The organism is Burkholderia sp. Ac-20349 (assembly GCF_017104865.1).
In the GTDB taxonomy this organism is placed as follows: Bacteria; Pseudomonadota; Gammaproteobacteria; order Burkholderiales; family Burkholderiaceae; genus Burkholderia; species Burkholderia aenigmatica.
The window spans coordinates 1-14,417 of sequence record NZ_JAAGPM010000171.1 but is presented as its reverse complement, the minus strand read 5'-3'; the positions used below and the strand labels follow the sequence as shown (position 1 = coordinate 14,417).

The following is a 14,417-nucleotide window of genomic DNA, read 5'->3' as shown; positions in this document are numbered from 1 at the left end:
CAGCGTGCCGAACGCGGCCGGCAACGCGCCGGCATCGGCTTGCGCGGCGCGCGCAAGGCCGAGCGCCGCGGGCGATGCGGACAGCACACGCGCGAACGGCTTGCCGACCGGCTTCAGCGTGCCCTGCGCATGGAACCAGATCGAATTGACGGCCGGCAGGCCACGCGCCTCGCGGGCCTCGTTGACCGGATGCTGGAACCACGCCATCTGCACTTCGTTCTGCAGCTTCATCCACATCCGCGAGCGTTCGCCCGTATGGGCCTCGTGCGGCAGCCAGATCTCGATGTTGCGGCCGCTCGCGCGCAGCGGCGCGGCGCCGGCGAGGCGGGCGAGCTGATCGCTCGACAGATACCAGCGTGACGGGTTCGGCGCTTCGAGCCGGACGCCGAGCTCCTCGATCAGCGGCCGCGCGACCGCGAGCAGCGCGGCTGCGTCGCCGTCGGCCAGCGCGAGGGCGGCCGGATCGACGAGCACCAGGTGATCGTGCGCGATTTCGACGTGGACGGGCTCGACGCAGGCCCACGCGTGGGCGCCGGGGTCGCCGCCGTCTGCCAGCAGCATGTAGGGCGCGAGCGGCGCCTCGTCCGCTGCGCTGCCCTGGGTCGCGCCGAACTGGCGGGCCAGCCAGCGCTCGTGCGGCAGCGTGCGCTGGAAGTCCTCGCCGGCCACGCGCTCGACGAGGCTGGCGCGGGCGAGCAACTTTTCGAGCGCGGGGCTGTCCAGCGTGTGCAGGGACGAGGCCGCATCGGCCGCCGACGGCAGCGCGAACGGAACGAGAAAATGGAGGCGTCGGTCGTGCATGATGGTGCGCATTGTATGGCAAACTGCGCGCGTGATCGGGCCGGCTGACGGCCCGTTCGCGTCCGGCGGCCGTTTTTCGACCGTGCCCGGGCCGGTGGCCGCCACCGGGCGGCGGTCCGGCCGCGGGGCGCCTCCCCGCCGTAACCAGCAGAAAGGATTCGCTTGAAACTTCCGTACGAATGGCAGATCGGCTGGCGCTATACGCGCGCCGGCAAACGCACGACCGGTAACGGCTTCATTTCCTTCATCGCGCTCGTGTCGATGCTCGGGATCGCGCTCGGCGTCGCGGCGCTGATCGTCGTGCTGTCGGTGATGAACGGCTTCCAGAAGGAAGTGCGCGACCGCATGCTGTCGGTGCTCGCGCACGTCGAGGTGTTCTCGCCGACGGGCTCGATGCCCGACTGGCAACTGACCGCGCAGGAAGCGCGCCGCAATCCGTCGGTGATCGGCGCGGCGCCGTATGTCGATGCGCAGGCGCTGCTCACCCGCCAGGACGCGGTGAGCGGCGTGATGCTGCGCGGCGTCGAGCCGACGCTCGAGCCGCAGGTGTCGGACATCGGCAAGGACATGAAGGCGGGCCAGCTCGGCGCGCTCGTGCCGGGCCAGTTCGGCATCGTGCTCGGTGATGCGCTCGCCGGCAACCTCGGTGTGACGGTCGGCGACAAGGTCACGCTGGTCGCGCCGGAAGGGTCGATCACGCCGGCCGGCATGATGCCGCGGCTGAAGCAGTTCACGGTCGTCGGCGTGTTCGAGTCCGGGCACTACGAATACGACAGCACGCTCGCGATGATCAACATCCGCGACGCCGAGGCGCTGTTCCGGATGGCCGCGCCGACCGGCGTGCGGCTGCGGCTGAAGGACATGCAGAAGGCGCCGGACGTGGCGGTCGAGCTGTCGCATACGCTGTCGGGCAGCCTGTACATTCGCGACTGGACCCAACAGAACAAGACGTGGTTCTCGGCCGTGCAGATCGAGAAGCGGATGATGTTCATCATCCTTACGCTGATCATCGCGGTGGCCGCGTTCAACCTCGTGTCGTCGCTCGTGATGACGGTGACCAACAAGCAGGCCGACATCGCGATTCTGCGGACGCTCGGCGCGCAGCCGGGGTCGATCATGAAGATCTTCGTCGTGCAGGGCGTGACGATCGGCTTCGTCGGCACGGCGTCGGGCGTCGCGCTCGGCTGCCTGATCGCGTGGAGCATCCCGTGGCTGATCCCGATGATCGAGCACCTGTTCGGCGTGCAGTTCCTGCCGCCGTCCGTGTACTTCATCAGCGAGCTGCCGTCCGAACTCGTCGCGAGCGACGTGATCCGGATCGGGCTGATCGCGTTCGCGCTGTCGGCCGTCGCGACGCTCTATCCGAGCTGGCGCGGCGCGAAGGTGAAGCCGGCGGAGGCGCTTCGCTATGAATGATCGCGCGACCGCATTCGCGGATGCAAAACAACACAACAGACAGGATTCGGCAGGTATGCAGGATTACGTGCTTCAGGCGCGCGGGATCACGAAGGCGTTCGTGCAGGGCGGCTTCAACGTGCAGGTGCTCAACAATACCGAGCTGACGGTGCGGCGCGGCGAGAAGCTCGCGGTGGTCGGCGCGTCGGGTTCCGGCAAGAGCACGCTGCTGCACGTGCTGGGCGGGCTCGACGAGCCGAGCGCGGGCGAGGTGTCGCTGCTCGGCAAGCCGTTTACGCAGCTCGCCGAGCGCGAGCGCAACGAATTGCGCAACCGTGCGCTCGGCTTCGTCTACCAGTTCCATCACCTGCTGCCCGAGTTCACCGCGCTCGACAACGTCGCGATGCCGCTGCGCATCCGCCGGATGACGACCGAGGACGCGCGCGAGCAGGCCCAGACGATGCTCGAGCGTGTCGGTCTCGGCCCGCGTGCGAAGCACCGTCCGGGCGAACTGTCGGGCGGCGAGCGGCAGCGCGTCGCGATCGCGCGCGCGCTGGTCACGAAGCCCGCGTGCGTGCTCGCCGACGAGCCGACCGGCAACCTCGACGGCACGACGGCCGACACGGTGTTCAACCTGATGCTCGAACTGTCCGAGACGCTCGAAACGAGCTTCGTGATCGTCACGCACGATCCCGATCTCGCCGCGCGCTGCGACCGCATCATGCGGCTGCGCGACGGCGTGCTGTACGAGGAGCCGGCGCTGCCGGTGTAAGAAGCGAACGCGCTTGGCCTGCTGCCGGGGTCGTCCCGGTGCGGCGCCAGGGCGCAGGACTGCCGCCATGTGGATCGATACGCACTGCCATCTCGATGCCGCCGAGTTCGACGCCGACCGCGACGCGGTCGCGCACGCGGCGCGCGCCGCCGGCGTGTCGCGCATCGTGATCCCGAGCGTCGGGCGCGACAACTTCACGACGGTGCGCGAGCTCGCGCAACGCACGCCGGGCGCGGTCTATGCGCTCGGCATCCATCCGATGTATACGCCGCGCGCACGGGACGAGGATCTCGACCTGCTGCGCATGGAGATCGAGGCGAGCCTCGACGATCCGCGCTTCGTTGCGATCGGCGAGATCGGTCTCGACTATTTCGTGCCGGGGCTCGACGAAGACCGGCAGCAGTTCTTCTACCAGGGGCAACTCAAGCTCGCGCGCGAATTCGATCTGCCCGTGCTGTGCCACGTGCGCAAGTCGCAGGATCGCGTGCTCGCCGGGTTGCGCCGGTTCGGCGTGCGGCGCGGCATCGCGCATGCGTTCAACGGCAGTTTCCAGCAGGCCGAAGCGTATCTCGCGCAAGGGCTGCATCTCGGCTTCGGCGGCAACGTGACCTTCTCGCGCGCGCTGCAGATCCGCCGGCTCGCCACGGAGTTGCCGCTCGATGCGCTCGTCGTCGAGACCGACGCGCCCGACATCGCGCCCGAATGGGCGTACAAATCCCGCAACACGCCCGACCAGGTGCCACGCATCGGCGATGTACTCGCCGAACTGCGCGGGCTCGACGCCGGCGCAGTGTCCCTATGCACTTCGGCCAACGCGCTCGCCGCGCTGCCGCGACTCGCACTTTCGTCCGCATAATCGTTGCCGGAAGGCGCCGCATTCGCCATGGCGGCGCCGGGTCGACGAGGAGGTGCGATGCGCGTGTGGTGGATCGCGTTCGCGCTCGGCGTGGTCGTACTGCAGCGGCAGGCGGCGTTGCCGGGTGCGTTCGCCTGGACGATCGGTGCAGCCGTGCTCGCGGGCTGCGCGGTGCTGGGCGCGTGGTGCATGCGCCGCCGGCGCACGCGGTCGACCGTCGCGTTCGGATGGATGCTGTGCGCGCTCGCGGCCTGCGTCGCGGGGTTCGGCTACGCGGCCGCGCGGGCCGAATGGCGGCTGGACGACAGCCTGCCCGTCGAGTGGGAAGGGCGCGACATCGTCGTGACCGGTGTGATTCGCGGGCTGCCCGTGATCGACGAGACAGGCGCGAGGCTGCTGTTCGCCGTCGAGTCGAACGATGCAGGGCTGGCCCATTTCCCGCCGCTGATCCGGCTGTCGTGGCGCGCGTATGGCGCATCGGCGACACGCGATCCACTTCCCGATCTGCGTGCCGCACAGCGCTGGCGTTTTGTCGTGCGTCTGAAGCGCCCGCATGCCGAGGCCAATCCCGGCGTGCGCGACAGCGAGGCGGCGTGGCTTGCCGCAGGTATTCGCGCGATCGGCTATGTCAGCGCGCCCGGGCGGGCGGTATTGCTCGATGCGCACGCATCGGGATGGCGTGCCTCGATCGATCGGCTGCGCGATGCGCTGCGCTCGCGTATCGCCGAGGCGCTCGGCAGCGACGCCAGCCATCGCGGCATCGTCGCCGCACTCGCGATCGGGGATCAGTCGGGCATCGGCGACGACGACTGGCGCGTGCTGCGCAGCACGGGTACGAGCCACCTGGTCGCGATCTCCGGCCTGCATGTCGGGCTCGTAGGCGCGATCGCGGGCGGGCTCGTGTCGATGGTCTGGCGCCGCCTGCGCTGGCGCGCACGGGCCGTGACGCTCATGTTGCCGGCGCCGTACGCGGCCGCGCTCGCCGCGCTCACCGCCGCGGCCGGATATGCGGCGCTCGCCGGTTTCAACGTACCGGCGCAGCGCGCGTGGTGGATGATCGCGGCCGGCGGCATCGCGTATCTGGCCGGGCGCAGCGTACCGACTTCCGCGGTGCTGTGCGCGGCACTCGGCGCCGTGTTGGTTGCGGATCCATGGGCTGTGCTGTCGGCCGGGTTCTGGCTGTCGTTCGGGGCGGTTGCCGTGATCCTGATGGCCGTGGCCGGTTGGCGTGGCGTGCGTGAGCCCGATGCGGAACGCGAGGAGGGCGATGGCACGGCCGGCTTGTCGAGCCGGTTGCGCGCGTGGGCGGCACGCGCCGGGCGCCGTATCGCCGAGGCCACGCGCGTGCAGTACGCGGTGACGATCGGTCTCGCGCCGCTGACGGCCGCATGGTTCGCGCAGATCTCCCTGTCGGGCCCGTTCGGCAATGCGTTCGCGATTCCGTGGGTCAGCTCGGTCGTGACGCCGGTCGTGCTGGCCGGCATCGCGCTGCCGGCGCCGTTCGATGCGTATGCGTTCCGGCTTGCGCACGCGGCGCTCGAACCGATGATGACGTTGCTCGGGCACCTCGCCGACTGGCCGGCGGGCGTGTTCTGGTTGCGCATGCCCGACGGGCCGGTGCTGGTGCTGGCCTGCGTGGGCGTCGCATGGGCGCTGATGCCGCGCGGCTGGCCGTTGCGCTGGGCGGCACCGCTCACGTGGCTGCCACTCGTCGCGCCGGCAGCCGATACGCCGCCGCCGGGCGGTTTCCGGCTGACCGTGCTCGACGTCGGGCAGGGCGCGTCGGTGCTGGTGGAGACCGCGCGGCGCACTGTGCTGTTCGATGCGGGGCCGGGCGCGGAGTCGACTCATGCCGGCGCGCGGATCGTTGCGCCGGCACTGCGTGCGCGTGGCATCGCGGTGATCGATTCGCTCGTGCTCAGTCACGCGGATGCCGATCACGCGGGCGGTGCGCCAGCCGTCTATGCGGCAGCCGACGTACGACAGTTGCTGGCCGGCATTGCGCCGAACAGCCGGCTGTGGCGCGACGCGGCAGCCGCCGGCGTCGCCGACCGGCTGCCGTGTGTGGCCGGGCAGCACTGGACCTGGGACGGCGTCGCGTTCACGATGCTGTGGCCGCAGGGCGGCCCGGGTGCGGGTACCTCGAACGGGCAGTCGTGCGTGCTGCGCATCGACGCGGGCGACACGTCCGCACTGCTGACGGGCGACATCGAGGCGCGCGCCGAACGCCGGCTCGTGGACGTTGCGCGCGACGCGCTGGCCGCGCAGATCCTGGTCGTTCCGCACCACGGCAGCCGAACGTCGTCGGTCGAGCCTTTCCTCGATTCGGTCGGGCCGCGCGTCGCGGTATTTCCTGTAGGCTATCGCAATCGTTTCGGGCATCCGCACCGGACGGTTCTCGCCCGTTACGAGGCGCGCGGGATTCCGCTGCCGCGTACCGATCGCGACGGTGCCGTGCGGTTCGACGTCGCGCCGGCCGACGGCGGGTTTGCCTTCGAGCGTTATCGCGACGTTCGGCGACGGTACTGGATGGACCGGTGATCGCGGCGAGGGCCGGCGTAGCGAGAAAGAAGGCCCGGGACCCGCGCATCATGTCGAAGCATGGGCCCGGCAGAACACGAAGCAGAGGGCCGGAGCTGACTCCGGCCGACCGCGAAGCATGGGGCGGGAGTAAGTGCTAAAGCATTAACTCCGGCCGACCGCGAAGCATGGGACCGGAGTAAGTGCTAAAGCACTAACTCCGGTCGACAAAGGAGACATCGGCGTTTGAAGGACATCCTCCATTTCTCGCACGCGAACGGCTTCCCGGCGTCGACGTACCGGACGATCTTCGCCGAACTGGCCGACGACTACGAGCTGCGCTACATCGAACGGATCGGCCACGACCGCCGCTACCCGGTGACGCGCGACTGGCCGCATCTCGTCGAGCAACTGCTCGACGATATCGGCAGCCGCTACGAGCGTCCCGTCTGGCTCGTCGGTCATTCGCTCGGCGGCTACCTGTCGCTGATGGCTGCGCTGAAGAAGCCGCAATGGGTGCGCGGCGTCGTGATGATCGATTCGCCGATCATCGCGGGCTGGCGCGCCGGCGCATTGCGTGCAAGCCAGTGGGCGGGGCTCGACGAGCGGCTGTCGCCGGCCGCCGCGACGCGCAACCGGCGTACGCGCTGGGTGAGCCGCGATGACGTCTGGCGGCATTTCCGCGAGAAGCCGGCGTTCGCCCGCTGGGACGAACGGATGCTGGCGGACTACATCGACTACGGGATTCCACAGGCCGGTGCCGACGGCGAGCGGGCGCTCGCGTTCGACCGGCAGGTCGAATACCTGATCTACCGGACCCTGCCGCACACGCTCGGCCCGCGGCTCGCGCACGGCGCGCCGGTGCCGCTCGGTTTTCTCGCCGGCACGCGTTCGCGCGAGGTGCGCCAGGTCGGGCTCGATGCGACGCGCCGCGCGGCGCGCGGTCGCGTCGAATGGCTGGAAGGCAGCCACCTGTTCCCGATGGAGCGGCCGCTCGAGACCGCCCGCGCATTGCAGCGGATGCTGAATTCGCTGAAGGCGGTGGAGGGCGATGTGACGCAGGGCGGTGCCCCGCTCGCGAAGCGCGCCTGACGCACGGTTGGGCGGCCGGGGCGCGCCTGCGATGCGCGCGGTTGCACCGGCCGGCGGGCAGCCTCGCCCCGGCGCGCACGGCTGGTGCGGGTCGGCGCGAAAGGGCGCGATCATCGAGTCAATTGCTGAGAGAAGGGCGGGCTTTACGGTATAATCCGTTTTTCCCGCGAGCATCCAGCGATGACCAAATATGTTTTCGTCACCGGCGGCGTAGTTTCTTCCCTTGGCAAGGGTATTGCCGCCGCTTCCCTCGCCGCGATCCTCGAATCGCGCGGTCTGAAAGTCACCCTCCTCAAACTCGATCCCTACATCAACGTCGACCCCGGCACGATGAGCCCGTTCCAGCACGGCGAAGTGTTCGTGACGGAAGATGGAGCGGAGACGGACCTCGACCTCGGCCACTATGAGCGCTTCATCAGCACGAAGATGCGCAAGGCCAACAACTTCACGACCGGCCAGATCTACGAATCGGTGATCCGCAAGGAACGCCGCGGCGATTATCTCGGCAAGACCGTGCAGGTCATTCCGCACATCACGAACGAAATCCAGGCGTTCATCGAGCGCGGGGCCGCGTCGGCCACCTGCGGTGAGCCGGATGTCGCGATCGTCGAGATCGGCGGCACGGTCGGCGACATCGAATCGCTGCCGTTCCTCGAAGCCGCGCGCCAGATGAGCCTGCGCCTCGGCCGCAACAGCGCGTGCTTCGTGCACCTGACGCTGGTGCCGTACGTCGCGACGGCTGGCGAGCTGAAGACGAAGCCGACCCAGCACAGCGTGCAGAAGCTGCGCGAGATCGGCATCCTGCCGCACGTGCTGCTGTGCCGTGCGGACCGCCGCATTCCGGACGACGAATCGAAGAAGATCTCGATGTTCTCGAACGTGCCGGAAGACGCCGTGATCTCGGTGTGGGACGCCGACAGCATCTACAAGATTCCGCAGATGCTGCACGACCAGGGCCTCGACCGCATCATCTGCGAGGAACTGAAGCTGTCGCCGAAGGACGCCGACCTGAGCATGTGGTCGGAACTCGTTGAGAAGCTCGAGAACCCGAAGCACGAAGTGACGATCGGCATGGTCGGCAAGTATGTCGACCTGACCGAGTCGTACAAGTCGCTGATCGAGGCGCTGCGCCACGCATCGCTGCACACGTCGACCAAGGTCAACATCGAATACATCGACTCGGAAGAGATCGAGTCGAACGGTGTCGACAGCCTGAAGCACCTCGACGCCGTGCTGGTGCCGGGCGGTTTCGGCCGTCGCGGCACGGAAGGCAAGATCGCGGCGATCCGCTATGCGCGTGAAGCCAAGGTGCCGTATCTCGGCATCTGCCTCGGCATGCAGCTCGCGGTGATCGAGTTCGCGCGCGACGTCGTCGGCCTGAAGCAGGCGAACAGCACGGAATTCGAGCCGGACACGCCGGAACGCGTGGTCGCGCTGATCACCGAGTGGTACGACCGCGACGGCAAGGTCGAGACGCGCACCGAGGAATCCGATCTCGGCGGCACGATGCGCCTCGGCTCGCAGCGTTGCCCGATCAAGCCGGGCACGATGGCCGAAGAGATCTATGGCAAGGACGTGAACGAGCGCCATCGCCACCGTTATGAAGTCAATAACCGCTTCGTGCCCCAGCTCGAAGCCGGCGGCCTTATCATCAGCGCCCGTACCCCGAGCGAGGATCTGCCGGAAATGATGGAACTGCCGCGTTCGATGCACCCGTGGTTCGTCGGCGTCCAGTTCCACCCGGAATTCACGTCCACGCCGCGTGACGGTCATCCCCTCTTCAAGTCGTTCGTCGAAGCTGCGCTTGCCAACAAGCAAGCGCGCGGAGTGTAAGCATGAAGCTGTGCGATTTCGAGGTCGGTCTCGACAAGCCTTTCTTCCTGATCGCGGGTACCTGCGTCGTCGAATCGGAGCAAATGACGATCGACACGGCAGGCCGCCTGAAGGAGATCTGCGAGAAGCTGAACGTTCCGTTCATCTACAAGTCGTCCTACGACAAGGCGAACCGCAGCTCGGGCAAGTCGTTCCGCGGCCTCGGAATGGACGAGGGCCTGCGGATCCTGTCCGAGGTGAAGCGCCAGCTCGGCCTGCCGGTGCTGACCGACGTGCATTCGATCGAAGAGATCGAGCAGGTCGCGTCGGTCGTCGACGTGCTGCAGACGCCGGCGTTCCTGTGCCGCCAGACCGATTTCATCCATGCGTGCGCGCGCTCGGGCAAGCCCGTCAACATCAAGAAGGGCCAGTTCCTCGCGCCGCACGACATGAAGAACGTGATCGACAAGGCGCGCGAAGCGGCCCGTGAAGCGGGGCTGTCGGAAGACCGTTTCATGGCGTGCGAGCGCGGTGTCTCGTTCGGCTACAACAATCTCGTGTCGGACATGCGTTCGCTCGCGATCATGCGCGAGACGAGCGCCCCCGTCGTGTTCGATGCGACCCACTCGGTGCAGCTGCCGGGCGGGCAGGGCACGAGCTCGGGCGGCCAGCGCGAATTCGTGCCGGTGCTCGCACGGGCGGCGGTCGCGACGGGCGTCGCGGGCCTCTTCATGGAAACGCACCCGAATCCGGCTGAAGCAAAGTCGGACGGCCCGAACGCGGTGCCGCTGAACCGGATGGGTGCGCTGCTGGAGACCCTCGTCACGCTCGACCAGGCGGTGAAGCGCAATCCGTTCCTGGAAAACGATTTCAATTAAAGATCGAATGAACCTTGCGACGGCTTCGCGCGTCAGTAGCGAAAGCGGTTCAGGCGCGTGCGCCGTCGCAGTTTGAAGAATCCATCGTCATTCTCAGAGGAAACCCATGAGTGCAATCGTAGATATCATCGGCCGCGAGATTCTGGATTCGCGCGGCAACCCCACCGTCGAATGCGACGTGCTGCTCGAATCGGGCACGATGGGCCGCGCGGCGGTGCCGTCGGGCGCGTCCACCGGCTCGCGTGAAGCGATCGAACTGCGCGACGGCGAAGCCGGCCGCTACAACGGCAAGGGCGTGCTGAAGGCAGTCGAGCATATCAACACCGAAATCTCCGAAGCCATCATGGGCCTCGACGCGTCGGAACAGGCGTTCCTCGACAAGACGCTGCTCGAGCTGGACGGCACCGACAACAAGTCGCGCCTCGGCGCGAACGCGATGCTGGCCGTGTCGATGGCCGTCGCGAAGGCAGCCGCCGAAGAGGCTGGCCTGCCGCTGTACCGCTACTTCGGTGGTTCGGGTGCCATGCAACTGCCGGTGCCGATGATGAACATCGTCAACGGCGGCGCGCACGCGAACAACAGCCTCGACATCCAGGAATTCATGATCGTCCCGGTGAGCCAGCCGACGTTCCGTGAAGCCCTGCGTTGCGGCGCGGAAGTGTTCCACGCACTGAAGAAGATCCTGAGCGACCGCGGCATGAGCACGGCAGTCGGTGACGAAGGCGGCTTCGCGCCGAACTTCGGCAGCAACGACGAGTGCCTGTCGACGATCCTGCAGGCGATCGAGAAGGCTGGCTACCGTGCCGGTGAAGACGTGCTACTCGCGCTCGACTGCGCGGCATCCGAGTTCTACCACGACGGCAAGTACCAGCTCGCGGGCGAAGGCCTGCAACTGTCGTCGGCCGAATTCACCGACTACCTCGCGACGCTCGCGGACAAGTTCCCGATCGTGTCGATCGAGGACGGCATGCACGAAAGCGACTGGGAAGGCTGGAAGCTGCTGACCGACCGCCTCGGCAAGAAGGTGCAGCTGGTCGGCGACGACCTGTTCGTCACGAACACGCGCATCCTGAAGGAAGGCATCGAGAAGGGCATCGCGAACTCGATCCTCATCAAGATCAACCAGATCGGTACGCTGACCGAAACGTTCGCGGCAATCGAGATGGCGAAGCGTGCCGGCTACACGGCCGTGATCTCGCACCGCTCGGGCGAAACGGAAGATTCGACGATCGCGGACATCGCGGTCGGCCTGAACGCCGGTCAGATCAAGACGGGTTCGCTGTCGCGCAGCGACCGTATCTCGAAGTACAACCAGCTGCTGCGCATCGAGGAAGATCTCGGCGACATCGCAAGCTACCCGGGTAAATCGGCTTTCTATAACCTGCGCTAACGCGCTACTATCGGGTTCGTCATCTCGACGCCGCTCTGTGCATGTGCGCGGAGCGGCGCTTCTTATATCTGCGGTTCTTACATGCGGCTTGTCACTGTCGTCCTGATTGCCCTGCTGGCGCTCATTCAGTACCCCCTATGGTGGGGACACGGCGGCTGGCTGCGGGTGCATGAATTGCGTCAGCAGCTTGACGACCAGCTCCAGAAGAATGCGGACGAGAAGCTGCGCAACGAGCGCACCGCCGGCGAAGTGCAGGATCTGCAGAGCGGCACGGCGGCCATCGAGGAGCGCGCGCGCTACGAGATGGGCATGGTGAAGGACGGCGAGGTGTTCGTGCAGTTCGTGTCGCCGAATGCGCCGGCCGCGCCGCTGAACAACACGCCGTCGAATACGTCGACGCGCGGTGCCGTATCCGCGGCGCCGGTGCGTGTCGTGCCGAATCCGCAGTCGATCGCGAAGCCGTCGCGGCATCATGGCGGCGACAAGGGCAAGGCCGCTCATCACTGAGCGCAATTGCTCGAATCCATTGAAAAAGCGCGGGAAATGCCGCGCTTTTTTATTTCCTGCCGGTAGTCAATCGGCTGAGCGATGCACGCTCACCACCACCATCCCGGGTAGCCGTAGCTGATACCCGTGCCCCAGCGATTGCCCCATCCGCCGTAATACCCGCCGTAGACGGTGACGGGCGGCGGCGAGTAATAGGCCCACGCGCGCGCCGCGGCCTCGGCTGCGATCGCGCTGTTCTGTTCGCGCAGCACCTGCTGGTCGATCTCGTCGTAGCGCTTGCGTTCGGCGCTCGACAGCGCGCGCGGCTGGCCGCCCGATGCACCGGGTTCGGGCAGGCGGCTCAGGATCGTGGAAGTCGGCGGCGGCATCGCGCAGCCGGCAAGGGCGAGTGTGCCGGCGGCAACGCTCGTCAGGACGATGGTGCGGAATGATCGATGAAACGGTCGATGAAGCGGGCGATTCATGTGTTTCTCCTGCAGCGCGCCGACGACGGGAGGCGGCTTGCGCCGAAGTACGCGACTTCGGCGCCGGAGCCGTGCGTGCGACGCTCGTGCGTCATTATGCGCCCGTGCCCGCATGGCGGGCACCGGGCCGCTGCCCAGCTCAGTGACGCTGGTCGGTGGCGGGCGCGATGCCCGTCTCGACGCCGGGGGCCGCGAACAGCTGCGCGACGTCGACCGGATCGAATTCGTAGCGCTGATTGCAGAACTCGCAATGGATCTCGACGTGGCCGCGCTCGACGATCACGCTGTCGACCTCTTCGCGGCCGAGCATGCGCAGCATCGCGCCGACCTTCTCGCGCGAACACGAGCACTGGAAGCGCGTGCCGGCCGGTTCGAAGTGCTGCACGTTTTCCTGCCAGAACAGCCGGCGGAACACCACTTCCGGTTCGACTTCGAGCAGTTCCTGCGCGGACAGCGTGCCGCCGAGCGTGCAGACGCGCTCCCACGTATCGGTGTCGGTTTCGGCGTTACGCGGCACGATGCCGCCGTCGCCCGGCAGCTTCTGCAGCAGCATGCCGACCGCGCGGTCGCGATCGGCTGCGAGCCACATCCGCGTATCGAGCTGCTCCGAGTGATGCATGTAATGCTCGAGCACCTGCGACACGGATTCGAGCGGGCCGTCGACGCCGTTCAGCGGCACGATGCCCTGGTACGGCTGCTGGCCCGGCAGCTTGTCGGCCGGGTCGAGCGTGATCACGCAACGGCCGTGACCGCTCGCATTGACGAGCGACGGGAAGCTCGTGTCGTCGCCGATCGTCTGAGCAGCGTCGCCGGCGAACTTCGCGGTGGCCCGCATCGACAGATCCGAACCGCACTGGACGACCAGCATCTGGACCGGCCCGTCGCCGAAGATCTGCATGATCAGGGTGCCGTTGAATTTCAGGTTCGCGGACAGCAGCGCGCACGCGGCCATCATCTCGCCGAGCACCGTGCGCACGGGGGCAGGGTAGTCGCGGCGGGAGAGCACTTCCTGCCACGTATTGCGCAGCGAAACGATCTCGCCACGCACGGGCGCCGCATTGAACATGAATTTCTGTAACTGGTCGCTCACTCTTCTTCCTTGAAATCCGTGCGAATCACCCGATCCGCACGAGTTGCTCCTTGAAATGCGCACGCCGCTCGACGTACGTCTTCGCGTTCGTGCGCAGCCGCGCAATGTCTTCCGCCGACAGCTCGCGCACGACTTTCGCCGGTGCGCCGAGAATCAGCGAGTTGTCCGGGAACGTCTTGCCTTCCGTCACGACCGCGCCGGCACCAACCAGACAGTTGCGGCCGATGACCGCTCCATTCAAGACCACCGCCTGGATACCGACCAGCGAACCTTCGCCGATCGTGCAGCCGTGCAGCATGGCCTGATGCCCGATCGTCACGTTTTCGGCAATCGTCAGCGGAAAGCCGGGGTCCGTATGCAGTACCGCGCCTTCCTGGACGTTGCTGCCCACGCCGACGGTAATCGTCTCGTTGTCGCCACGAATCGTCGCGCCGAACCAGACGCTCGCGTTCTCCTCGAGCACGACCTTGCCGATGATGGCCGCCGTATCGGCGACGAATACGCTTTCGTGGATCGTCGGGGCCGTATCGCCCAGCTTGTAGATCGTCACGGTGTCTCCTTGTCTCTTCGATGATGGGCGCCGGTAGAATGGCGCGTCTGGTTTGCCCGGCGCATTCGCATTGCTGCATTGCGCCGCGGAACAATCGCCTATTGTAAACCGTCGCGTGCGTGCGCTCCCGGGCCGCGCACGCGGGGTGTCCCCGTTCATGAGCATGGAGTCTTCTTCTTTCGGCAATGCGCCGGCCTGCGTGCGCTGCGCCGCGCTCGCCGCGCTGCGTGACACCGAACCCGCGGCCAAGGCCGCCCGGGTGCGCGCGCTCCACGAAGCGCTGCTGGCCG

Annotated in this window: 13 protein-coding genes and 1 pseudogene; 10 read left to right on the top strand and 4 right to left on the bottom strand. The window is 67.3% G+C overall.

All coding sequences use genetic code 11. The annotated features are described in order from the left end of the window. A partial coding sequence (locus G3N61_RS34065; RefSeq protein ID WP_205824565.1) for a regulator occupies positions 1–801 on the bottom strand: 801 nt, incomplete at its 3' end. Between the two features lie 162 nt (positions 802–963). Here G3N61_RS34065 and G3N61_RS34060 point away from each other — a divergent pair. The 9 genes from G3N61_RS34060 to ftsB all read left to right on the top strand — a co-directional run bounded on the left by G3N61_RS34060 (position 964) and on the right by ftsB (position 12,023). After that, positions 964–2,217 (top strand): lipoprotein-releasing ABC transporter permease subunit, encoded by a 1,254-nt coding sequence (locus G3N61_RS34060; protein ID WP_043190315.1) that lies wholly within the window; start codon positions 964–966, stop codon positions 2,215–2,217. 55 nt (positions 2,218–2,272) lie between these two features. Next, a complete protein-coding gene (lolD, locus tag G3N61_RS34055; RefSeq protein ID WP_043190313.1) occupies positions 2,273–2,968 on the top strand; it encodes a lipoprotein-releasing ABC transporter ATP-binding protein LolD in 696 nt (231 codons plus the stop codon). Positions 2,969–3,035: 67 nt separating this feature from the next. After that, on the top strand, positions 3,036–3,824 hold the full coding sequence (locus tag G3N61_RS34050; protein WP_205824564.1) for a TatD family hydrolase: 789 nt from the start codon (positions 3,036–3,038) through the stop codon (positions 3,822–3,824). Between the two features lie 57 nt (positions 3,825–3,881). Next, positions 3,882–6,365, top strand: coding sequence for a DNA internalization-related competence protein ComEC/Rec2 (locus G3N61_RS34045; RefSeq protein WP_205824563.1), 2,484 nt, complete (start codon positions 3,882–3,884; stop codon positions 6,363–6,365). Between the two features lie 225 nt (positions 6,366–6,590). Next, positions 6,591–7,436 carry an alpha/beta hydrolase gene (locus G3N61_RS34040; RefSeq protein ID WP_043190308.1) on the top strand — a complete coding sequence of 282 codons (846 nt, stop codon included), beginning with the start codon at positions 6,591–6,593 and terminating at the stop codon, positions 7,434–7,436. A gap of 180 nt (positions 7,437–7,616) precedes the next feature. Continuing rightward, positions 7,617–9,269: a CTP synthase gene (locus tag G3N61_RS34035; RefSeq protein WP_043190306.1), complete on the top strand. Its 1,653-nt coding sequence runs from the start codon at positions 7,617–7,619 to the stop codon at positions 9,267–9,269. A gap of 2 nt (positions 9,270–9,271) precedes the next feature. Then, positions 9,272–10,126, top strand: a complete 855-nt coding sequence (kdsA, locus tag G3N61_RS34030; RefSeq protein ID WP_043190304.1) for a 3-deoxy-8-phosphooctulonate synthase — start codon at positions 9,272–9,274, stop codon at positions 10,124–10,126. 106 nt (positions 10,127–10,232) lie between these two features. After that, positions 10,233–11,516 (top strand): phosphopyruvate hydratase, encoded by a 1,284-nt coding sequence (gene eno, locus G3N61_RS34025; protein ID WP_011352544.1) that lies wholly within the window; start codon positions 10,233–10,235, stop codon positions 11,514–11,516. An 81-nt stretch (positions 11,517–11,597) separates the two neighbouring features. Then, a complete protein-coding gene (gene ftsB, locus G3N61_RS34020) occupies positions 11,598–12,023 on the top strand; it encodes a cell division protein FtsB (RefSeq protein WP_043190303.1) in 426 nt (141 codons plus the stop codon). An 89-nt stretch (positions 12,024–12,112) separates the two neighbouring features. Here the strand turns inward: ftsB and G3N61_RS34015 are convergent, their stop codons facing one another. From G3N61_RS34015 to G3N61_RS34005, 3 genes are all read right to left on the bottom strand, one after another. Continuing rightward, positions 12,113–12,487, bottom strand: a complete 375-nt coding sequence (locus tag G3N61_RS34015) for a hypothetical protein (RefSeq protein ID WP_089450880.1) — start codon at positions 12,485–12,487, stop codon at positions 12,113–12,115. Positions 12,488–12,626: 139 nt separating this feature from the next. Continuing rightward, on the bottom strand, positions 12,627–13,577 hold the full coding sequence (gene hslO / locus G3N61_RS34010) for an Hsp33 family molecular chaperone HslO (RefSeq protein WP_043190298.1): 951 nt from the start codon (positions 13,575–13,577) through the stop codon (positions 12,627–12,629). A 25-nt stretch (positions 13,578–13,602) separates the two neighbouring features. Next, positions 13,603–14,127 carry a gamma carbonic anhydrase family protein gene (locus tag G3N61_RS34005; protein WP_089450879.1) on the bottom strand — a complete coding sequence of 175 codons (525 nt, stop codon included), beginning with the start codon at positions 14,125–14,127 and terminating at the stop codon, positions 13,603–13,605. A gap of 157 nt (positions 14,128–14,284) precedes the next feature. Between G3N61_RS34005 and G3N61_RS39840 the strand changes: the two are divergent. After that, positions 14,285–14,417 (top strand): annotated as a pseudogene (locus G3N61_RS39840) (DUF455 domain-containing protein); the annotation flags it as partial.